The following is a 23,382-nucleotide window of genomic DNA, read 5'->3' on the forward strand; positions in this document are numbered from 1 at the left end:
CGCTTGAAACGCCGCTTGGATTGATTTACCTCAAGTGAGATGATCATGCGATCAGCTACATCGGGTTTACGCCAGATGAAACGGCCGTAAAATCAAATAACCTGACAGAGAATGCAAAAGTGCAATTTGCGGAATACTTTAAAGGCAAAAGGCTGACATTTGATTTCCCGATCGGGCAGTCAGGCAGCGATTTCCGCCAACTTGTATGGCAGGAACTTTTAAAGATTCCGGCTGGCAGACCAATTTCCTATACGGAGCTTTCCAGGCGAATGAATAATCCGCTCGCAATAAGGGCGATCGCTGCTGCCAATGGGAAGAACAATCTGATGATCGTGATACCCTGCCATCGTGTGATCGGCGCAAACGGCGACCTGGTAGGTTACGCCGGTGGTTTGTGGCGAAAAAAATGGCTGTTAGAGCATGAAGCGAAACTGACCGGTATTGGGCAGACAAGCTTATTTGGCTGAAAAATTAGCGATAAACATCGCGCCAGCCATCAATGAAAAATCCTTTAAAATAGCTATTATTTCCATTTGATCTCCTTTCATCAGGCCGGGAACGTGAACCATTATAATAAAACTTAACAACAATAACCCGAGCAGGTAACCAGCAAGTTTTGCGAATTTGTTAATGATCAGGGCGATACCGCCAAGAATCATACATACGCCGGTTCCGTAAACCCAAAATATCGGCTGTGGCAAATACGACGGGACGGCGGCCTGCATCTGACTGGCATTCATAAAATGAAACACACCGAACACGACAAAAGGCAATGCAAAAAGCGCACGCAGAACGGCGGGGGGTATAATCTGATTCATAATTGTATTTTTATGATAAACAATTGTAGGGTGAAAGGTTTTATGCGTTATAGACGAATGCCCGATCGTATGCAATCTTAAACTGTGTAAATGCCAGCTTCACTATAAGTAAAATGAGTAAAGGAATAATTTGCATTCTTCTTTCAATCTTTTTGGTTAACGATGTTTTTGCGCAAAAAAAACAGCCGAACATTATTTTTTATCCTCACCGATGACATGGGTTATGGCGATATAAGCTGTTTCAATGGAACGTATAAAACGCCGAATATTGATAAAATAGCTGCTGAAGGAAGGAAGTTTACTCAGTACTATAGCGCCTCACCCATCTGTTCCGCTTCGCGCACCGGATTTATCACCGGCATGGCGCCGGCCAAATGGCATATCACAAGCTTTCTGCAAAAACGCGCTGATAACAAACTATGTGAGCAGGCAGATTTTTTAGATCCCTCCGCACCCACCGTCGCAAAAATTTTAAAAGCTAACGGTTATGCCACCGGACATTTCGGAAAATGGCATATGGGCGGAGGCAGAGATGTAGACAATGCGCCGCCGATCAGCAGCTATGGGTTTGACGAATGGAACAGCACCTGGGAAAGTCCCGATCCTGATCCGCTGTTGACCGCAACAGACTGGATTTGGAGTGATAAGGACAGTATAAAAAGATGGAACAGAACCGCATACTTTGTTGATAAAACACTTGCCTTTCTGCAAAAACATAAAGGAGAACCCTGCTATGTGAATCTGTGGCCTGACGATGTGCATACTCCCTGGGTTCCGGGCGATGGAGACGTGCGTAACTATCCGGGCAAACCGGAAGAAGAGAAAAGCTTTATTGCTGTATTGAATGAGTACGATAAACAAATCGGGCGTTTAATGAATGGTTTAAAGGAACTCGGTATTGACGATAATACTATAGTTATTTTCACAAGCGATAATGGCCCGTTGCCAAATTTCCGTCATGACCGCTCCGCTGCTATGCGCGGAACTAAACTTTCGCTATATGAAGGCGGAATTCGTATGCCGTTTATAGTCAGATGGCCGGGGCATATACAGGCGGCAACCGCCGACACTACATCTGTATTATGTGCTACGGATCTTTTAACCAGCATTTGCAATGTAGCTGGCGTACAATTGCCGAAAAATTACACACCGGATGGTGAAGATAAAAGTGCGGTATCGCTTGGCACTTCGTCTCTCCGCAAAAAAGCAATTTATTGGGAATATGGGAGAAATGAAACCTCCTTTAAATACCCGCCAAACACAAACGACCGAAGTCCGTCATTGGCTGTAAGAGATGGAAAATGGAAGTTATTAATGAACAAAGACGGAAGCAGAATCGAGTTATTTGATATGTCAACTGATAAAAACGAAAAAAACAATATAGCTGACAAGCAGCCGGCTATTGCAGCAAAGCTTAGCAAGCAACTTTTAAACTGGTGGAACTCGTTGCCCGAATTTAAATCGTCAAAATAATTGCTGGCTATTAAACCACGGTACTACAGATTTTCAAAAAAGCGTTTTTATCTGTAATGCCTACTTGCCTACGTTAATCTCCATTTTTTCCGCGAAATGCGCACAGTAATCGCGAAGATCTTCCACGATATTTGTTTCGCCGGTGGCACGCAGAAAGCTGTCGCCCATAGTTTGCAGCGTTTCATAGAAAAAACGCTTCATCTCATCAACTGGCATGTCTTTCGTCCAAAGGTCGATGCGTAAAGAGTTTTTGTATTGATGATCCCACAAAGCCAGCATCATCGATTTAACGGCCATTTGCTCCTTAGTCTGAGAATCGGTGGATTCCCAAAGGATATTTTCAGGAACGTTATTATCGTCGAGCTCGATGGTAAGTTTTATTTCTGCTTTTTTCATTTTAACGAGATTTGAGTAGTGAGATTTGAGACACATCTCAAAATCAAAGCGGTTGCAAAGATGCAAAATTCATCCGAAGCGTAAAGCGCATGTTCAATGCTTTACTTTTTGATGATCAAGATCAACAGAACAGTGAACGCAATAAAGCCTATTTCGACCAGCCAGATCTTTTTGAGGCTCTTAAAAGAATATCTGAAAATCAGGTCGCTTATAAAGAAAACGAGTGCGAGAACTATCAGTAAGAACTTAAAAAGCGTGTGTATTCCGTATTCGTTATGGCTGGGAAAAAGAAACAGGTAAGCGGCAAAGACCAATGATAAAGCAGCCGCGATATTTAATGGTGTTACCCTTAATTTCATTAGCTCTTTTTAGCTTTATCAAAACGGACACTTTTAGTGCGGCCTTTACCTGGCTTGTTGACCTTTGCTTTTTTCCCGTTCGGTTTGGTGTTTACGGTTTTTGAATTTTTAGCTTTCTTTTCATGAAAAGCACCCTGGAAGTCAGGATTATCTTTTCGTTTTTGCAAGTCGATTTCCTTGTTGATCGCCTGGCGTTCTTCGTAAGCGGTGTCTTCAATAAAAACTCCTTCAGGAATATCCAGCACCGGGATTGGCTGGCGGATTAGCTTTTCGATCTTACTCACATAATACTCCTCCGCTTTATTACAAAAAGTAATCGCGTCGCCGGTATTAAATGCCCTGCCTGTCCGGCCGATACGATGCACGTAATCTTCAATAATGATAGGAACATCGAAATTAATTACATGGCTGACATTGCTTACATCCAAACCGCGGGCAGCTACATCCGTTGCAACGAGAAAACGGACGCTTCCTTCTTTAAACGCGTTAATTGAATTAATTCGGGTGTTCTGCCCCTTGTTAGCATGGATCACACGGACCTGTTCAGCACCATAACGTCTCTCAAGAAAACTAAAAATATTATCGGCAACGGTTTTTGTTTTGCAGAAAACAATCAGGCGATGAAACTCTTCGTCATTTTTTAGCAGATGCTGCAACAGGTTTAATTTCGTTTTCAGGTTCGGAGCATGATATAGAACCTGCTTAACCGTTTGTGCCGGGGTTGCTTGTGGGGCAACTTCTACGATCGTTGGAAATTTCAGAAAATCACCCGAAATTTTATGCACCAGCTCGCTCATCGTTGCTGAGAACAACAGATTCTGGCGCTTACGCGGAACGACTTCCAGGATACGGTGGATGGAACCGATAAAGCCCATGTCCATCATTTTATCGGCTTCATCCAGCACCAGGAACTGGAGTTGCTTAGTCACAATATGTCCCGCGAGGTATAAATCTAAAAACCTTCCCGGTGAAGCGACAATGATGTCGCAGCCTTTTTCAAGTTCTGCTATCTGGGTTTTCGGGCCAAGGCCGCCGAACAACACTACAGCGCGTAAATCCGTATACTTTGCAAACAATCGTATGTTCTCCTCGATCTGCATGGCTAGCTCCCTCGTGGGTGCAAGCACCAGGGCCCGCGGGTCATTGCCCTGTGCGTACTTCAGCTTCATAATCATCGGCAGAACGTAAGCAGCAGTCTTCCCTGTTCCGGTTTGTGCGATACCCATCATGTCCTGCCCCGAAAGAATTGGCGCGATAGCCTTCTCCTGGATTGGTGTTGGCGTTTCATATCCGGCATCAGCGATGGCGTTTAGTATCTGGCGGTTCAGTTTAAAATCTTCGAACGATTGCGGCATAAGCGCAAAGATAGGGTTAAATATGGGTTGTGAGTCACTTTATGACCATAGGCTTTGAAGTTCCGCTTAGCAAACGTGATAAGCACCGGCATTTCGGGTAAATTCATAAGACCTATATACTCAATCGATTAAGATTGACTTAAATCCGAAATTGTCGTTCATGAATTGCCCTGTAATGAAGTCACCATTTCAATGCTAATAATTATTGATAATTCGCTAAAACACGATTAATGGTAGCGAAAAGCAATTCAAAACGAAATCAAATCACTGCTTTACAGTCGATTATACCTATGGCACACTGATTGTAAAATGAGAACAGAAGCCCGGACGGCACAGGCCTGAAGACGCTGAATAGTTCTTGATAATCACATAAATAACAATAAACAAAACTTAAAAAAATGGACAAAATCACAGTAAAAGACGGCGCCGAAATCTATTACAAGGACTGGGGAACAGGTCAACCGATTTTTTTTCATCACGGCTGGCCTCTCTCTTCCGACGATTGGGATGCTCAAATGATGTTTTTCCTTGACCAGGGATTCAGAGTAATCGCCCATGATCGCCGCGGTCACGGGCGGTCTACGCAAACAGCTACAGGCAATGAAATGGATACGTACGCTTCGGATGTTGCAGAGCTTGTTGAAGCGCTTGATTTAAGAGATGCGGTGCACGTTGGTCACTCAACTGGTGGCGGGGAAGTGATCAGATATGTGGCCAGGCACGGTGCCGGTCGCGTTGCAAAGGCAGTGCTAATCAGCGCAGTAACGCCGCTAATGGCAAAAACCGAAAACAACCCCGATGGCGTTCCAATATCTGTATTTGATGAAATACGTGAAAATACAGCCAAAAATCGTCCGCAATATTTCCAGGACTTCACAGTACCGTTTTACGGTTATAACCGTGAAGGTGCAAAAATATCGCAGGGTGTTAGAGACAATTGGTGGCGCCAGGGGATGATGGGCGGGATCAAGGCTCTTTATGATTGCATTAAAGCTTTTTCAGCAACAGATTTCACCGAAGATCTGAAAAGTGTAGACGTTCCGGTATTGATTCTGCATGGCGATGACGACCAGATTGTTCCTTATAAAATTTCAGCGGAAAAAGCAATTAAGCTTGTGAAGAACGGAAAGATCATCATATATCCGGGTTTCCCGCACGGTATGCCAACCACAGAAGCTGCCACAATAAACGCGGATTTGCTTGAATTTATTAAATCTTAATTAACCGCCATGTATCAAAAAGCTGCCTGCTATAAACGCAGGCAGTTTTTTTTGTCCTTATTTGTCTTCAGAGCAATTGTAAGTAAACACGGAATCGTCTAATATCTTTAAGCATCGCGTGCAGGGTGAACCATTTGTCTCAAAGGCGACCGTTTAAAATCCCTGAAGAAAAACATATTTTAGGTTTTAGATTTAGGCTTCGTTCGGTGATAATATCGTTTTGCCTTATCCTGGCTGCCGCAAACGTTCATATCGCACCATTTTCTTTTCCCTCCCTTCGAAGTGTCAATGAACAGCCAGCCACATGACGGGCATTCCTTTAAGCGCGCAAAATTTTCGTTGATAAGTATGTCGTAGGCAGTTTTTACAAGCGTGCAGTAAGGTTCCCCGAGCGAAATCGATTTGCTTTGAAAAACAAGGCCTGCATTCTCGTTCGTAACCGTTAGCCGAAGTTTTGCAAAGCACTCCAAAAGTATTTTGTTAAACCGGTCAAGCGTTTCGTCGTCGGGAGCTTGTTTTTTTGCGACGCTGGAAAAAAGCTTGTATAAAAGTTCTCTCAAAAATATCGCTTTCTCAAATTCACTTTTCGCCTCTGCCTTTTTTTTAGAACTGTAATTTTTCAGGATTTCAAATTTATCCCTATCAATCAAATTCGTTTTTAAGCACCAGGCCAGAAAATCATCATAACTTTTAAGGTAATCAAAATTGTCGCTGACCTTTCTTGAATTAACCGTATTCGTAAAATCAAAAACCCACGAACCTCCGTCCAGTTGTAGCTGTTCAATTGTTCTCTGTTGCATAAACAAATATAAATATTTACCAGTAAAAAGTTTTTACAGGTAATTATTAATTCTATAACTTTACTATTAAAATGATTTATATGGTAAAGTTACCTTTAATGATCATTATGATCTACCCGGTTTTAGTCTTCGCACAGCCAACTAATCCGAAGCCTCAGTTAAAAGCCAGCAAGGCAACTTCGCCGATAAAAATTGATGGGATACTTGACGAGGCTGCATGGAAAATTCCTGACAGTGCCGGTTATTTTATCGAGGTAGAACCGCACGAAGGCAGCGCCGCCAAATTTCCAACAATGGTCAGGATCGTTTATGATGACCAAAACCTGTACATCGGCGCCGTTTGTTACGACTCAATCGGCCGGAAGGGAATACGTGTTACCGAACTGAGAAGAGATTTCGAGATCTCTAAAAACGACGTATTCGGGATTTGCATCGATGCTTTTAACGACAAAAGAAATAATGTAACATTTGCCGCTAACCCGTATGGAGCCCAGCACGATTATTTAAGTTTCGATGCTCAGCTAACTGACATTTACTGGAATGGCTTATGGAAAGTTAGGACCAGTATCCAAAGCTACGGCTGGATCGCGGAGTTTGAAATACCGTGGAAAACATTGAGATACAAAGGAAATACCGATCATAAGCAATGGGGAATTAATTTTTACCGGCAAAAGCGTTCGAGTAATGAAGTGTCGGTTTGGTCGCCATACCCCCGATCGTTCAGCTTTAACAGGATGGAGTTTGCCGGCGAATTAAATTCGTTCGATACCCCATCGCCGTCGGCTAATTTCCAAGTAAACGCTTATACCTTGGGCTCGCAGACAAACTCTACGTTAACGACTTCCAGTAATAACCAGTATAAAGCGAAGGCTGGAGGCGACTTTAAATGGGCAATTAACTCAAATGCCGTACTAGACTTAACAGTTAATACGGATTTCGCCCAGGCTGATGCGGATATCGCCGTTAATAATATATCCCGTTTTTCGGTTCTCTACCCGGAAAGAAGGCAATTTTACCTTGAAAATGCGTCGCTTTTTAGTCCGGGTTTGAACGGAACCGGAGGCAGCATGTTTATTTATCCTTTTTTCAGCCGGACGATCGGCCTTGACAACGGCGTGCCAGTTCCAATTAGCGGCGGTGCCCGTTTTGTAAATCGCTCTCCGGAAAAGAATTTTGGATGCATGTACATACAACAGGCAGAAACCGACAATACCCCTGCCACACACTATGCGGTAGCCCGTTATTCGCAAAACATCTCAAAACAAAATCGGATCGGTGGCCTGCTATCCATGAAGTCGAATTCGTCAAAGGCTCTATATTCCTCCAATACAAACATCAATGCCAGCGTAGACGGTTTTTTCAGGATTAATGAAAAGAATTCGATCAGCGTAATGGGAATCCATTCTTCAAACAGCTACCAAAATAAACAGGGTTTTGCCGGTTATTATCAATATTTGTACACCAGTAACGCGATACAAGGCTTTTTCACACAGGCGCTTATCACTAAAAATTATCAAAATGAAACAGGCTTTGTTTCGCGCCAGGATGTCATCAGCACATCACCCGCCTTTGTAACCAATCTTCGCGGTAAATGGCTGCCTTTCAAGAAATGGATCAGGGCAATTCAACCTGACGCGGCTGCCGAATTTTATCACCAGGCGTCAACCGGAAAGTTAATTGAAAGTTCCATCGCGATTTATCCATTTTGGGTGCTGCTGCACTCGGGCGGTTTTTTCGGATACTCGATTACACCAGTGTACCAGTATCTTACAGAGCCATTCGCGCCGCTGGGTGCATTAATTAATCCAGGAACATATCACTACAGCCGATCCACATTTTATGTAAGCAACGATCCTTCCGCCAAAATATCCTACTCACTTATCTATGATATTGGCAAGTATTTTAATGGAAGATTAGCCAGCACCACTGCAACGCTGGCCATAACACCTGTGCCATATGCCTCGCTGAGAGCATCGTTATCAAATAATAATTTTAAAGAACTGGGAGCCGGGCGCCAGTCGGGAAATGTTTCGCTATACACCTTAGAAGGACGATTTGCCATGAATCCCCGCCTGCAACTAAACAGCCTGCTGCAATACAATACACAAAATAAAAACGCTGGTTTTTACGTACGTTTTTCGTGGGAATACCGGCCGCTGAGTTATTTGTTTTTCGTGTTTAACAATCGTTTAACCAATACCGCTGAAAGATTTCGGGAGCAACAGGCGATCGTTAAATTGAGTTACCTGAAGCAATTTTGATTAGCTGCATTGCTGCCACCGGTGTAATTTAGAAATGATCCGAAACAAAAATATTGGCCTTGTGCTGTATTCGAAATTAAAAACTGAATGACAATAAACGCTAAGCTGATTAACTCATTAACTTTATCTTGAAGCGCAATGCAAATACTTCTATTATCGTTTGATCCCGCTTTACGCTATACTCCTCACGCTTTGCACCTGACCCCTGCTTCGTTACGGGGTATACGCTTCAATCGGGGCTAAAACGCAATGCCTGTGCGCATCACTCGCAAATGGCAGGTGCAAATCGGAAACCTTTACTGCTTCACTAATTGTAACATCAACTGTTTGGATTTGGTAAAGGCGTCCTTTAGGGCCAAGCTGCTCTGGATTTGCAATCCCCTACTAACATAATTAAGGAATTGTAATCCGTTAACCTAAATCGCTCCAACCGAACCGCCATCCACCCGCAAATTCGTGCCGTTTATAAACGAAGCCTGCTCCGACGCCAGGAACACGATTGCCGCGCCCACTTCTTCAATGGTTCCCGCACGGCCAACATCAATTCCAGGGCGCTTTTGGGTTAGAAATCCATGTTCTACTTCCTCCACTGTTTTACCGTCCTTTTCGGCCATGGTTTGCAGCATGTTTTCAACGAGCGGTGTTTTGATAAAAGCGGGAGAAACGGTATTTACCAATATGTTATAATGCCCGACGAGCTTTGAAATACCTTTACTCAGGTTGATGTTTGCCGCCTTGGTCAAGTTATAAGAAATCATATCCGGATAGGGCTGCAAGCCGTTCTCAGAAGAAATATTGATGATGCGGCCCCACTTCTTTTCCTTCATTTCCGGCAGCACTGCCTGTATAAAACGCACCATCGAGACTACATTCAGGTCGTATAAATCTAAAAAGCTTTTGGGCGAAAGCTTTTCGAACTCGAGGTTCTCCCCTATGCCGCCGGCGTTGTTCACCAAAATATCCACGCTGCCAACTTCCGATTTTATTTTGTCAACGAGGTTCTTCACGTCTTCGTCATTGGTCACATCGTTCGTGTAGAATTTTACAGGGAAACCTGTTTTGCCTGATATTTCCTGCGCGGTTGCAGCAAGTTCCTTTTCGTCACGTGCGCAGATAACTACGGTTGCTCCTGCGCCTGACAAAGCCTCCGCGGCTCCTTTGCCAATTCCCTTACTGCCGCCGGTAATTAATGCGATTTTTCCTTTGAGATCGATTTTCATAATGGGTAATTATAATGTTTGTTTTTGAATGTTGAACAAGCGATTGATTGAAACTGTTGTTTCCGATGAAACATGAAATTGTCAAAAGTGAGGATATCCGAAGGGAGAAACGTTGATTTTAAACCCGGTTGCAGCGGTTACCCCGCAGCGAAGCCTGAGGAATGTGCGGATGTGTGAGGAGTAAAAGCGAAAAACGGGACGGGTACAAGCAAGAAGCACTTCCGTACATTTTCAAGTCGTTTATAGTAAAAATCTTCCCGCGAATACGCAACAGGCAATAGTTGAATTATCAGAAGCGCAGGGAAATTACTGCTATCAATGTTTGTTCCCGCTGTACGCTCATACGTCTGCAGGCATTACACACCGGCTGGTATCCGCTGCCATCGGGGCTAAAACGCAAAACCTGTACACATTACACAAATGGCAAGTGCAATCAGGAACTTTTAACTTTTAATCGCTAGCTCGTAACTCATAACCTTCGACTCACAACCTACATCCCCGCACTCGTAACTCAAATTCCCTATCTTAGCCCAAAAAACACTTCTCCCATGTCATCCATCCTGATCAAAGCGGCAACGATTGTAAACGAAGGAAAAATATTTGAAAGCGACCTGTTCATTAAAGACGGGCTGATCGAGCGAATCGAACCATCTATCGACGTAAAAGCCGACCAGGAAATAAACGCTGAAGGAAAATACCTTTTTCCGGGATGTATTGATGACCAGGTACATTTCCGCGAGCCGGGACTGACCTACAAAGCCGATATTTTTACCGAGAGCCGGGCAGCGGTGGCGGGCGGCATCACCTCTTTTATGGAAATGCCTAATACGGTGCCAAACACACTCACACAGGAACTGCTGGCGGATAAATATGCGATTGGCGCGGCAAGATCACTGGCCAACTATTCCTTTTTCATGGGTGCAGGAAACGATAACCTGGAAGAGGTTTTGAAAACCGACACCCGGAATGTATGCGGTATAAAAGTGTTCATGGGCTCATCTACTGGCAATATGCTGGTCGACAATGAGAAAACGCTGGAAGGTATTTTCAAAAATTCACCAATGCTGATTGCCACACACTGCGAAGATGAAGCGACCATACGCTACAACATGGAGAAGTTTAAGGCAAAATATGGCGATGATATCACACCGGAAATGCATCCGCTCATCCGCAGCACGGAGGCTTGCTACTTGTCATCGTCTTTTGCTGTCGGACTGGCAAAAAAAAATAACACAAGGCTGCATATTTTACATATCTCAACAGCGAAAGAAATTGGCTTATTCGACAATCAAACACCTTTAAAAGATAAACGCATTACGGCTGAAGCCTGCATCCATCATCTCTGGTTTTCCGATAAAGATTATACCGAAAAAGGAAACTGGATCAAGTGGAATCCGGCGGTTAAAACTGCGGCCGACTGCGACGCCATATTGCAAGGTGTTTTAAATAATCATATCGACATCATCGCAACGGATCACGCCCCGCATACCATCGAGGAAAAAGAAAAACCTTATCTCCAGGCTCCTTCCGGCGGGCCGCTGGTTCAGCATGCATTAGTTGCTTTGCTTGAGATGTATCACCAGGGAAAAATCTCATTGGAAAAGATCGCAGAGAAAATGGCTCATGCTCCTGCGATTTGCTTCCAGGTTGAGAAAAGAGGCTTTATCCGGGAAGGCTATTTTGCTGATCTGGCCATGATCGAATTAAACAGACCTTGGGCAGTTAATCACTTAAACGTTCTTTCCAAATGCGGCTGGAGCCCGTTTGAAGGACAGAAGTTTAAATCTTCCGTAACACACACGATCGTTTCCGGTAACCTGGTTTACGAAAACGGCAACTTCCATGAAATTTCCCCCGGACAACGCTTAACTTTTGCAAGATAATATGAGAAGATTTTTAATCGCTCCGCTCCTCCTTGTACTTACACTGAATGCTTCCGCACAGAAAACTGACAAAAAGCTCCAGGGTAAATTAGTCGAACTAACGAAAGGTATTAACGGCGTTGCCGGAATTTACGTCAAGAATCTGAATACCGGGAAGATTGCCGTGTTTAATGCGGATAGTATTTTCCCGACCGCCAGTATGATCAAGGTTCCGATCATGGCCGGCCTGTTTGAAAAGCTGGACCGCGGCGATCTGAACTACTCAGACATTTGGCAATACCGCGACAGTTTGAGTTACGACAAAGGTGATGTAGTCGGTTCGCTGGCAGACAGCGCTAAAATCAATCTGAGTAAAGTGCAAATGCTGAGCATTACCACCAGCGATAATACCGCCAGCTTATGGATTCAAAAGATCGTTGGTGGCGAAAACATTAACAACTGGCTGGATAAAAACGGGTTCAAAGATACCAGGGTAAATTCGCGCACTCCGGGAAGGCAGGCAAATCAAAAACTTTATGGCTGGGGACAAACCACGCCACGTGAAATGGCGACGCTCGTAGAAATGATCCGCAACGGGAAAGCAGTTAGTGAAGCCGCCAGCGAACGAATGTACCGCAACATGTCACATATTTATTGGGACGACAAAGCTTTATCTCAAATACCGCCGACCGTCCAAACAGCTTCCAAGCAAGGTGCGGTCGACGCGTCGCGGTCCGAAGTAGTGCTGGTGAATGCCCCGCACGGCGACTATGTTTTCTGCATAATCACCAAAAACCTGGCTGATACTTCCTGGACACCATCAAACGAAGGCTGGCAGCTGATCGTAAAAACATCTGATTTGCTATGGCATTATTTTGAGCCGAAAAGCACATGGACACCCAGCGGGCAGGCGGAGAAGTTTAAATTGGATTAAAACAAAAAGGAGCTAAAAATCGGCTCCTTTTCTTTTAATAATTTGCTATTTTCTTTAACCCCAGCCCCGGCTGATCAAACAGCGTCACTTTTCCGTTCATTACCTCCATTCCTTTGTACACATCGTTGCTTATCAGCAATGCACCATCCAGATCAGCCCAGTCTGTCATCGGAGCAAGTTGAGACGCCGCCGAGATTGCACAGGAAGTTTCCGTCATGCAGCCGATCATGATCTTCATATTCAGCGCACGGCCCAGTTCCAGCATTTTATGTGCTTCGCGCATGCCGGTGCATTTCATCAGTTTAATATTGATGCCGCTGTAAACTTTATAAGCTTTCATTACGTCACCCAGCCGCTGAACGGCCTCATCGCCGATCGTTGGCATCGGGCTGTGTTCTGTCAACCAGGCCATATCGTCGATCTGCTCTTTCGGCATAGGTTGCTCCAGGAACACGACGTTGCGTTCGTGCAGCCAGTTGGCCATGTCCAGCGCGAATTGCTTGTCTTTCCATCCCTGGTTCACGTCCACGCAAATTGGTTTATCCGTCACCGAGCGAATGGTTTCAATCATCATTTTATCCGTATCGCGACCAAGCTTTACTTTAAGCATTTTATAGGGGTTGGCTTCCTTCACCTTTTGGCGAATCACTTCCGGCGTATCGATACCTATCGTGTACGACGTGTTAGGTGTTTTCGCCGGATCATATCCCCATATCTTGTACCATGGCTGCTTCATGATCTTCCCTACCAGGTCGTGAAGCGCGATATCAATAGAAGCTTTTGCAGCCTTATTTCCTTCTTCGATATGGTCAACATAGTTTAAAATGTTTTCCATTTCAAAGGGGTCGTCAAATTTCGACAGGTCGACTTTAGCCAGGAACTTTAATACCGTTTCATGTGATTCGCCTAAATATGGCGGCATGGAGGCCTCGCCATAACCGACGATGCCATCATATTCTATTTCTGTTAAAACAACAGGTGTCGTAGTTCTTGAGCTGTTCGAAAGAGTAAAAACATGTTTCAGCTGGAGCGTATAGGGTTTAAACCTTAGTTTTAATTTCCCTTTGCTGGCGAATTTCTCGCGGGCGCTGGTTAAAAGCGGCGATGAACCCAAGGCTATGGACGTTCCGGCTAATACTGCTGATGATTTTATAAAGTCTCTTCTGTTGCTCATTTCTTTGCTGATGTATAAAATGGATTCTGATCAATACGTGTAACCTGTGGCTGCCCGATAGAAGTTAGCATACGGCGCGCGCTTACTAATGTTCGCGACTGGTAGTCGGCGTAATTACCGGAATTCGGTATCATGCTGTTTATACGTACCATTCCTGCCGATTGGATAAATTCGCCATTGCCCATGTAAATAGCGGTATGCGTTACTTTGGGGTTTGCGGTTTTGCCTTTTGAGCCGGCAAAGAATAACAAGTCGCCGGCTTTTAAATTTTTCAGGCACTTATCCAGGTTAACCGTATCGGCTTCGTAAATATCAACAGGCTCACCAACAAGTGCCTGCTGCGATGCATCACGCGGCAAAATAATTCCATTAAGAAAGTAGCTGGTTTTTGTAAAACCGCTACAATCGACACCTTTCACTGATGTTCCGCCCCAGAGGTACGGAACGCCAATCAGCGTTTTTGCGGTGCTGAGTATTTGTTCGGCGGTTGGATTTTTCCTCTCAATCCAGTTTTTGTATGAGACAGCCTCCGCAAGCGGGATATAAGCTGTCCTCCCGTCAGGATAAGAAACTTTGTAAAACGATTTCTCTTTGCCTTCAAGTTTCAGGATATCTCCTTTGACAAGGTCGGATACCCGCAATGAAGCCTGGTCAGCTTTGCTGAAGGAGTAGCCGTAGTCGGCGGTAAAAACAACCTTTTCTGACTTCTGCCAGGTGTCTAAATCCGCTTTCTCCATTAATGCAATGGCGTCATTATCGACCCATGATATATAACGGTCGGGCGAACGCACCAAGTAATAGCCACGATATTTCTCTAAAACCTGGATCGGCGTTCCTAGCAGCATCTGCGTAACCATTTCGGCGGCATTCTCAGGATTCTTCCTATTATTTGAAACCGATAATCGAACGATACCAAAAACCTTACTTCCCAATTCCGTGCCAGGCAGCATTTGCGTTTTAACAAGCTTACCGGGTTGAACAGACTTTAAAAGATCAGTAAATTCCGTTGCAGCCGCTGGTATGGTAGTTCTAATCTTAACGGTATCAGAAACGTCCTGAGCGATTTCAAAAATATCTGTCCGCTTATCTGGTGCATATTTTAACTGAATTCTTTGGGCTATTTCGCGGGCTTTAGCTGTAACCGCACTGTCGCCCGCCACCTGTCCGGCACAATAACTCGTATAAATCAAACAGCAAAAAAGCACAATATTAAGTTTTCGATTCATTTATCGGGATTGAATGAACTATTTAGATGTAACTATTGTGATTTTGTAGAAATCGCAGTTATAAAAGTAGTTTTATTAACTAACTCACGCAAGAAAATGCAATTTTTTTATTAAACCATGCATAAAGCTGCAAATTTCAAAACCACTTTCTAAAACATTATTATGACACGGCATCTTTAAAATCTGGCTACATTTGCACATTCATTATGGCAAAAGTTTCGATAAACCTGGCAACAGGTTCGCTGCAAAAAGAAGATATTATTGTTGGGATCGACCTTGGTACAACCAATAGCCTGGTTGCGTTCATCAACCCGGATAAGGACCCACAGGTAATCAACGACACGGGCAAAGGCTTGCTTGTTCCTTCCATCATACATTTTGGCAAGAGCGGTGAGATCACTGTAGGAAACGAAGCAAAACAATATCTTATCACTGATCCTTCTAGCACCATTTTTTCTGTGAAACGCCTGCTTGGAAGATCATACCACGACATAGAAAACTATAAGGATTTTTTCTCCTATAAAGTCATCGACGATAATACCGAAAGCCTCGTAAAAATAGCTGTCGGCGACAAATTTTATTCACCGGTTGAGCTGTCGTCGCTGATATTGAAGGAGCTGAAAGAACGGGCAGAACATGCGCTGAAGACGCCGGTAAGCCGGGCAGTAATCACGGTTCCTGCCTATTTTAATGACAGCCAGCGACAAGCCACCCGCGATGCAGGAAAACTGGCGGGCTTAGATGTACTCAGAATTGTCAACGAGCCTACTTCCGCAAGCCTGGCTTATGGCATCGGTCTCAAACCGGATGAAACCAAAACCATCGCTGTTTATGACCTGGGCGGCGGAACGTTTGACGTTTCCATCCTGCAGATACAAAACGGCATTTTCGAAGTACTGGCTACCAACGGTAATACGTTTTTAGGCGGGGATGATTTTGACAAGGCTATTGTTGATTATTGGATCGAGCAGAATCAACTTAACAGGAACGAGGTCGCGGCCGATAAAGAACTTTCACAAGGCTTACGCCTTAAAGCTGAAGAAGCGAAGAAAGCGCTGACCACGCAGAATCTCTTTAATGATATGCTGGAAAGTATTCCCTGCGCGATAACCAAGATAAAATTTGAAGAACTTATCGCTGCGAAAGTCCAGGAAACGATCACCTGCTGCCAAAACGCGCTTAAGGACGCGAAACTCAGCACTTCCGATATTGATGAAGTGATTATGGTAGGTGGTTCGACCAGGACTCCCTTTGTTAAAAACTCTGTTGCAAGTTTCTTTAACAAGCCCGTTCACGACCAGATCAATCCCGACCAGGTTGTAGCACTGGGTGCGGCTATCCAGGCCGATATCCTGGCAGGAAACCGCTCCGATATTTTGCTGCTCGACGTTACTCCCCTTTCGCTGGGTATTGAAACGATGGGAGGTTTAATGGATATCATTATTCCGCGTAACGCAAAAGTTCCGACGAAAGCTGGCCGACAGTACACCACTTCCGTTGACGGGCAGGTGAATATGAAGATATCCGTTTACCAAGGCGAGCGCGACCTCATCAAAGAAAACCGCAAGCTGGCGGAATTTGATTTAAAGGGAATTCCCGCTATGCCGGCCGGCCTGCCGAAAGTAGATATCAATTTTCTGCTTAATGCTGACGGTATACTCACCGTACAGGCAATCGAGCTTCGTTCAGGCGTGAAACAAGAGGTCGAAGTAAAACCGACCTATGGATTATCTGATGACGAAGTTGAGCGTATGCTGATCGATTCCATTACTCATGCCAAAGATGACGTCAGCCAGCGTATGCTGATCGAAGCCCGCACAGAAGGCGAGCAAATGGTTTATACGGCCGAACGCTTTATCGAAAAGAACAGCCAGTTTTTATCGGATAAGGAAATCGTAGAAACACAAGATCTCATCACGGCGCTAAAGGATACGCTTTTAACAGGAAGTAAGGACGACATTCTCGCTAAAGTGGACGCGCTGAACAATTTCACCAGGCCGTTTGCGGAACGGGTAATGGATGAGGCGATTAATAAAGCGATGAAGGGGAAGAGTCTGTAGTTATTTAACCATTTTGGTTGTCCCATCAAAGACCAATCTTCTCGTAATTCCATGCCTCGTGCCGGCAGGGCATTTCCTTTTGATAGCCCTAAAAGGAAACAATCTGGCTGTGCCTTTTTATTGTTAGCCGGGCTCATAGCCGCCCGAAGGCCTAGTCCTTTCCCTTCAGCTGGAAAGGACCAAAGAGCCGCCGGCTTCACCGCTCTTCAGCTAAAAGTTTATGCTGATAACGGGAGCGCAGCGAAGAGCCGTGGGAATGGCAGCGATTATTGATCGTTGCTGCTACACTCGCTTCATCTGCTTGGCAATGCAAATGATAGGATCTGCAGCGCCATCACCACAAACTTTCTTAACGCTGAATCCGCTGTTGCCGGATGCCACGATCAACGGCAGTAATGTATGATCGTTTGTTTCCTACTACTGATCTAAGTAGTACAGATCATGAATTGCTGTCCCGGCAAACGGTCATAAATCACTGTCTTTGATAGTACGCTGTCGGCCTGCAAATTTTTGGCGTTAAGAAAACGCGGTGATTCGACTTTGTGATAAGACTCAAACTGACTCGGAATACAAGCAATCAGCGAGTGTTGCAAAAGCAATCATACGTCACTTCCGCTCGCACGGCTCTGATTGCGACAGGCCGAGTCTTCGGGTTTTTAGCACAAAAATTTGAAGCCTTGATTTTTTCGTTCTTTTTTATCAAGAAAAAAGAACTAGCCGTCCGCCGGTAATGAGGCTGGCTAGCTTTCATAAACAGCTGGCGGTGCCTATTTATTGTCAGCCGGGCTCATAGCCGCCCGAGGCCTACAAACTTTGTCTTGATACAAAGTTTAACAAAGATCAAGGCTGCCGAATATTTGTCGCAAATTCTCAATAAATCTTTTAGGCGCATGGTTCGACTCCGCTCACCATGACAGGCCACCACTATATTTCGGTAACATTAAAATGCTGAGCGGAGTCGAAGCAGGCCTTACTTCCAAATCTTCGAAGGCCGGTGCATGCTTCGGAAAAGCTTGTGACAATTTGAACGTTGGCTTCCTGCCGCCGATCTAAGTTACTACAGATCATGAATTGCTGTCCCCGGCGACGAATCATGCCCTTACTGCCATTGATAGTACGATGTCGGCCTGCAAATTTTTGGCGTTAAGAAAACTCGGTGATGATATCCAAAAGCCTTTTGATATCATTGAGTTTCTTCAAAAGATCGAAAATTTTACAGCAGCCTTAGCACTGGTAAATTTCTTACGAGCAGTATGCCGTCAAACGGCGAAAAAGCCAAACCACATAGCATTTTCTCGAATAACTCAAATCCATATCTTTACTGCAAAGTAAATTAAGTGATGTTATCAGAGGTGACTGAAAGTACCGAACAATTTTTATCAGGCGGAGGCGAAATGGGCAAACTGATCCGCACCATGGACTGGTCAAAAACAGCCTTGGGCCCGGTGGAAAGCTGGCCGCAAAGTCTGCGTACTTCGGTGAGTCTTTGTCTCTCATCAACCTTTCCTATACTGATCGCCTGGGGACCAGAAACCATTCAAATTTATAATGATAGTTATCGGCCGATCTGTGGCGAGATGCATCCCCGTTCCATGGGTATGAATTTCCGAATCTGCTGGGAATCTGCCCTGGAAGTGGTTGGCGATAAGTTTACCCGCGGACAGCAGGGTGAAGGCACCTACATTACCGACCAGCGAATGTTCCTGGAACGTTATGGCTACCTGGAAGAAGCGTGGATGACTTTTTCATTTGCACCTATCCGCGATGAATCCGGTGGTGTGGGCGGTATCTTTCACCCGATTACGGAAACTACCGAGAAGATGCTGGCAGGCCGCCGCACCCAGGTATTAAAAGATCTCGGTGCAGTAATCAGTAAAGCCAAATCCGTTACCGAAATAGCAGACCTGACAAACGCGCAGTACGATAGCTATCAGTTAGATGTGCCTTTTATGCTGTTCTATGAGTTATCAGGTGCCGAAGCTAAACTGGTAAGTTCAGCAGGCGTTGCAAGCGCTCCTGCTCTAGCGTCACCGGTCATGGCACTTGCTGAAAGCAAATGGCCTTTGCAACAAGTCGTAGATTCGGGAGAATTACTAAAAGTGGAAGAACTACAGGCATTGTTTGGTGATTTCCGCAGCGGCCCTTATGAGACAGCACCACATACAGCGATGATCCTGCCGGTAAGGATATCTGGACAACAGGATCTTTTTGGTTTTATCATCGCAGGCGTCAGTGCATGCCGGGCTTTAGATGAGGCATACCTGAACTTTTATGACCAACTTGGAGGCACTTTTAATACGGCGATCTCCAATGTATATGCCTACGAACAAGAACAAAAACGCGCAGAGGCTTTGGCCGAAATCGACCGCTCTAAAACGGCATTTTTCAGCAATGTGAGCCATGAGTTCAGGACACCGTTAACGTTAATGCTTGGCCCGCTGGAGGATTTGCTGCAAGCCGAATCTGACGGACATAAGAAAGCCCAGATCGAGGCGACGCACCGTAACGCGATGCGTTTACTGAAATTGGTAAATAACCTGTTGGATTACAGCCGTGTTGAAGCTGGCCGGATCCAGGCTGCCTACCAAATCATCGACCTTGCAGAGCTTACCACCGATTTGGCCAGTAGTTTCCGCTCCATTATTGAAAAAGCGGGCATGGAGTTACGGGTCAGCTGCGATCAGCTGAACGGCGATTTCTTTGCTGACCGCCAGATGTGGGAAAAGATCGTTTTGAACTTGCTTTCCAACGCATTTAAATATACCCTGGAAGGAACCATTTCAGTGAATCTGAAGCAGGAAGGTGATTTTGCGTTACTGCGTGTAATAGATACAGGTGTCGGTATTCCCGAAAAGGAACTACCTCATATGTTCGAGCGGTTTCACCGGGTAGAAAACTCGGCCGGCCGTACTCATGAGGGTACGGGCATAGGGTTATCGCTGGTACATGAACTGGTGCACCTCCATGGCGGCGAGATCAGCGTTGCAAGTATAGAAGGTCAGGGAAGTACATTTACGGTAAAGATACCATCGGGAAAGGCGCACTTGCCGGATAACCAAGTGGTGGCATCAGCCCGCGAAACGGAAATGAGTGCAATAACTGCACCGTTTATCCGTGAAGCGTATAGTTTGTTGCAAGACGAAGCAAAAGGTAACAATGACGAAGTAACTCAAACCTCCAGTGATATTGTAAGCACCCACGATCATACCGTTAATTTAGAAACCAATATCCTTATTGTTGACGATAATAGTGATATGCGAGCCTATCTTAAACGATTGCTGGAGCCCTATTTTACCATAAATACCGCGTCGAACGGTAGCGATGCTTTAGAACGGATCAGGCAAAACCGGCCCTCATTAGTATTGAGCGATGTGATGATGCCCGTGATGGACGGAAAAGAACTACTACAAAATATCCGAAAAGATGAGGACCTATACAACCTGCCCGTCATCTTTTTATCGGCAAGGGCTGGCGAGGAAGCAAGAATTGACGGTTTGGAAGCAGGTGCCGACGATTACCTGGTAAAGCCATTTTCGGCGGCGGAACTGCTGACCAAGGTGCGTGCCCAGATTAACATCAGTAAAGCCCGGGGTTACGCTGAAGAACAACTCCGAAACTTGCTTACCGAAGCACCGGTAGCTATGTCTATCTACCGCGGACCTCAGCATGTGATCGAACTTGCCAACTCCAGGATGCTAAACTATTGGGGACGATCAAAGGAAAATACATTAAAACGGCCACTTTTTGAAGTCATTCCGGAATTGGCGGGGCAAGGTTTTAAAGAGATATTAGATCATGTTTATCAAACTGGAGAACGTTTCGTGTCGGGGGAAATACCTTTTACGCTTCATCGTTTTGGCAAGGAAACTATTTACACCAATTTAACCATTGAAGCGCTTAAAGACGAGAATCAGTTGATCAATGGCCTGATCACCGTTGCTGCCGATGTAACTGAACAGGTAACAGCACGCCTGGAACTGCAAAAGGTGAGTGATACTTTACGTTTAGCAATGGATTCCTCCGACATGGGTATATACCGGATCACGGTGGCGACAGACCTGTTAGAAGTGTCGCCACGGGGTCGAATAATTCACGCCATCCCGCCTAATGAAGTACTTACTTACGAGAATACATTAGCAGTGGTGGTACCCGAACACAGGGAACGATTCAGCCAGGCGATAACAAAAGCCATCAATGAAAATATCAACTATAGCGAGGATTATCAAATTCAGCCGTTTGATGGCAGTAAGAGAAGATGGCTTAACTCTACCGGAAAGGCCGAGCTTGACGATAAGGGTGACGTCATTTCTGTAGTTGGAACACTATTCGACATCACAGAATCCAAGGAGGATGAGATCCGTAAAAATGATTTTATTGCCATGGTCAGCCATGAGTTAAAAACGCCTTTGACCTCACTTAGCGGATTCACCCAGCTTGGATCAAGGCACGCTATAAAAAATAAGGATGAATATTATATCTCCCTATTTGACCGGGCGTCCAACCAGGTCCGTAAAATGAGCGGTTTGATCAATGGATTTTTAAATATTTCCCGCCTGGAATCCGGTAAGATACACCTGGATCTGAGTGAGTTCAGACTGGATGAACTCATCCGGGAAATTGTTGATGAAGTTGGTCTTACGGCTGGTGGGCAGGAATTCGAGATAAACTGTGAAGAGATCACTGTATCTGCTGACCATGATAAGATTGGAACGGTCTTGACAAACCTCTTAAGCAATGCGGTAAAATACGCCAAAAACAAAAAGGTTACCATAAGCGCTACCAAATCCCAGGATAGTATTTCCGTAAGTGTAAAAGATGAAGGCAAGGGTATAAACGAGTCAGAATTATCTAAGTTATTTGATCGCTATTACCGCGTAGGAGGTGATTCTGCAAACAATATATCCGGTTTCGGTATTGGGTTGTATTTAAGTTCAGAAATCATCTCGCGACATCGTGGTAAAATGTGGGCAGAAAGTGAAGTTGGAAACGGCGCAATATTTCATTTTACACTTCCGACCGCTGTGACTATTTGATTGTCGACCCGGCAACCGGTCATATCCTCCAGCCATTGATAGAGCGAAGTCGGCCTGCAAATTTTTGGCGTTAAGAAAACACTATGATCAGGCTTTGTGGCGCTTACAGTCGGCGTGAAATCCGGCGAGCGGGGGACTGAAAAGATGCTCCATCCGGCTTCCGCCAACCTGCGCACGCTCAGCACTTGGGCCATGCGTGTGACAGTGCGGCTGAAGCTTATTTCTTTTCTTGATTTTTGCCTCCTTTTTATCAAGAACCGACTAAAAGGAGCTCATGAAAGCCATTGAAACAATTACCAACTTGAATAAAAAGGAGGGTGCCCCCGCGGCGGAGAGCGGTTGAATTATTTTATGCCTCGTGCCGGCATGGCATTTCTTTCCCAGTCGATGGAAAGAAACAAAACCTTGCTGCAAGCAAGCTCATGAAGGCCTTTAAAAACAATTAAAAGCTACTGAATAGATCTTGTCAATCCGCTAGGTGCCTTCTCTGCACAGGCCAATACGCAATTAAAAAAAGGGGCGCTTATTTTTGCTCGTCCCTGCTTAGCCGAAAGTAAATACAAATACATCGCAAAACCGCTACGCTATTGGCTTGGCACTTTAAAATTTAAATAGCTGCAACCGTTTTTAATTCTTGCAGGCACTTGCGTCTTGCCAGCGTGCTTCGGAGCAGACCGTGGAAGCTTGAACGTTAGCTTCCTGCCGCTGATCTAAGTTACTGCAGAACATGAGTTGCTGTCCTTGGCAACCGATCATATTCTTACTGCCATTGATAGTACGATGTCGGCCTGCAAATTTTTGGCGTTAAAAAAACGCGGTGGTCCGGCTTTGTGATAAGACTCAAACCGTCTCGGAATACAAGCGATCAGCGAGTGTTGCAAAAGCAATCATACGTCACTTCCGCTCCCACCGCTCTGATTGCGACAGGCCTAGCCAGCCGCCGGTAATGAGGCGGACTAACTTTCATAAACATCAGGCTGTGCCTTTTTATTGTCAGCTGGGCTCATAGCCGCCCGAAGCCTATAAACTTTGTCTTGATACAAAGTTTAACAATGCCGAAGCACCCGTAGGGTGAAGAGACCACGAAGACAATTGAAAACGATAAATACGGCTGAGTAAATCAAGGCTGCCGAATATTTGTCGAAAATCCTCAGTAAATCTTTGATGCGCATGGTTCGACTCCGCTCACCA

Annotated in this window: 16 protein-coding genes; 8 read left to right on the forward strand and 8 right to left on the reverse strand. The window is 45.0% G+C overall.

Annotated elements, in window-relative coordinates:
* Positions 1-119 precede the first annotated feature (119 nt).
* Positions 120-467, forward strand: coding sequence for a methylated-DNA--[protein]-cysteine S-methyltransferase (locus GS399_RS11260; RefSeq protein ID WP_202409431.1), 348 nt, complete (start codon positions 120-122; stop codon positions 465-467).
* Here GS399_RS11260 and GS399_RS11265 read toward each other — a convergent pair.
* Entirely contained in the window at positions 456-818 is a 363-nt protein-coding gene (locus GS399_RS11265; protein ID WP_160844717.1) for a DoxX-related protein, read from the reverse strand. The genes GS399_RS11260 and GS399_RS11265 overlap by 12 nt on opposite strands.
* 162 nt (positions 819-980) lie before the next feature.
* Between GS399_RS11265 and GS399_RS11270 the strand changes: the two genes are divergently transcribed.
* Complete coding sequence (locus GS399_RS11270) at positions 981-2,291, forward strand: sulfatase-like hydrolase/transferase (protein WP_202409432.1); 1,311 nt, start codon at positions 981-983, stop codon at positions 2,289-2,291.
* Positions 2,292-2,351: 60 nt separating this feature from the next.
* Here GS399_RS11270 and gldC read toward each other — a convergent pair whose 3' ends face one another.
* The 3 genes from gldC to GS399_RS11285 all read right to left on the reverse strand — a co-directional run bounded on the left by gldC (position 2,352) and on the right by GS399_RS11285 (position 4,401).
* Complete coding sequence (gene gldC, locus GS399_RS11275; RefSeq protein WP_160844718.1) at positions 2,352-2,687, reverse strand: gliding motility protein GldC; 336 nt, start codon at positions 2,685-2,687, stop codon at positions 2,352-2,354.
* Between the two features lie 101 nt (positions 2,688-2,788).
* Entirely contained in the window at positions 2,789-3,046 is a 258-nt protein-coding gene (locus tag GS399_RS11280; protein WP_160844719.1) for a hypothetical protein, read from the reverse strand.
* Positions 3,046-4,401, reverse strand: coding sequence for a DEAD/DEAH box helicase (locus GS399_RS11285; protein ID WP_160844720.1), 1,356 nt, complete (start codon positions 4,399-4,401; stop codon positions 3,046-3,048). Before GS399_RS11285 ends, GS399_RS11280 begins: the two co-directional genes overlap by 1 nt.
* A 398-nt stretch (positions 4,402-4,799) precedes the next feature.
* On the opposite strand from GS399_RS11285, the gene GS399_RS11290 reads away from it, so the two are divergent.
* Positions 4,800-5,621, forward strand: coding sequence for an alpha/beta fold hydrolase (locus tag GS399_RS11290; RefSeq protein ID WP_160844721.1), 822 nt, complete (start codon positions 4,800-4,802; stop codon positions 5,619-5,621).
* A 179-nt stretch (positions 5,622-5,800) separates the two neighbouring features.
* Here the strand turns inward: GS399_RS11290 and GS399_RS11295 are convergent, their stop codons facing one another.
* Positions 5,801-6,421 (reverse strand): CGNR zinc finger domain-containing protein, encoded by a 621-nt coding sequence (locus tag GS399_RS11295; RefSeq protein ID WP_160844722.1) that lies wholly within the window; start codon positions 6,419-6,421, stop codon positions 5,801-5,803.
* 80 nt (positions 6,422-6,501) lie between these two features.
* On the opposite strand from GS399_RS11295, the gene GS399_RS11300 reads away from it, so the two are divergent.
* Positions 6,502-8,682 carry a carbohydrate binding family 9 domain-containing protein gene (locus GS399_RS11300; RefSeq protein WP_160844723.1) on the forward strand — a complete coding sequence of 727 codons (2,181 nt, stop codon included), beginning with the start codon at positions 6,502-6,504 and terminating at the stop codon, positions 8,680-8,682.
* 416 nt (positions 8,683-9,098) lie between these two features.
* On the opposite strand, the gene GS399_RS11305 is transcribed toward GS399_RS11300, so the two are convergent.
* Positions 9,099-9,902 carry an SDR family NAD(P)-dependent oxidoreductase gene (locus tag GS399_RS11305; RefSeq protein WP_160844724.1) on the reverse strand — a complete coding sequence of 268 codons (804 nt, stop codon included), beginning with the start codon at positions 9,900-9,902 and terminating at the stop codon, positions 9,099-9,101.
* A gap of 548 nt (positions 9,903-10,450) precedes the next feature.
* Here GS399_RS11305 and GS399_RS11310 point away from each other — a divergent pair.
* Together GS399_RS11310 and GS399_RS11315 are read left to right on the forward strand one after the other, a co-directional pair.
* Positions 10,451-11,785 (forward strand): dihydroorotase, encoded by a 1,335-nt coding sequence (locus tag GS399_RS11310; RefSeq protein WP_160844725.1) that lies wholly within the window; start codon positions 10,451-10,453, stop codon positions 11,783-11,785.
* Between the two features lies 1 nt (position 11,786).
* Positions 11,787-12,698, forward strand: a complete 912-nt coding sequence (locus tag GS399_RS11315) for a serine hydrolase (protein WP_160844726.1) — start codon at positions 11,787-11,789, stop codon at positions 12,696-12,698.
* Between the two features lie 34 nt (positions 12,699-12,732).
* Here GS399_RS11315 and GS399_RS11320 read toward each other — a convergent pair whose 3' ends face one another.
* Together GS399_RS11320 and GS399_RS11325 are read right to left on the reverse strand one after the other, a co-directional pair.
* The gene (locus GS399_RS11320) at positions 12,733-13,872 is read right to left on the reverse strand and encodes a dipeptide epimerase (RefSeq protein ID WP_160844727.1); all 1,140 of its coding nucleotides are present in this window, start codon (positions 13,870-13,872) and stop codon (positions 12,733-12,735) included.
* Positions 13,869-15,098: a C40 family peptidase gene (locus tag GS399_RS11325; RefSeq protein ID WP_160844728.1), complete on the reverse strand. Its 1,230-nt coding sequence runs from the start codon at positions 15,096-15,098 to the stop codon at positions 13,869-13,871. Before GS399_RS11325 ends, GS399_RS11320 begins: the two co-directional genes overlap by 4 nt.
* Positions 15,099-15,304: 206 nt before the next feature.
* Between GS399_RS11325 and hscA the strand changes: the two genes are divergently transcribed.
* Complete coding sequence (gene hscA / locus GS399_RS11330) at positions 15,305-17,158, forward strand: Fe-S protein assembly chaperone HscA (protein WP_160844729.1); 1,854 nt, start codon at positions 15,305-15,307, stop codon at positions 17,156-17,158.
* 1,340 nt (positions 17,159-18,498) lie between these two features.
* Positions 18,499-22,191 (forward strand): ATP-binding protein, encoded by a 3,693-nt coding sequence (locus GS399_RS11335; protein ID WP_237487928.1) that lies wholly within the window; start codon positions 18,499-18,501, stop codon positions 22,189-22,191.
* Positions 22,192-23,382: the final 1,191 nt, after the last annotated feature.

Origin of the sequence: Hufsiella arboris, from assembly GCF_009834875.1 — a bacterium.
GTDB lineage: Bacteria > Bacteroidota > Bacteroidia > Sphingobacteriales > Sphingobacteriaceae > Hufsiella_A > Hufsiella_A arboris.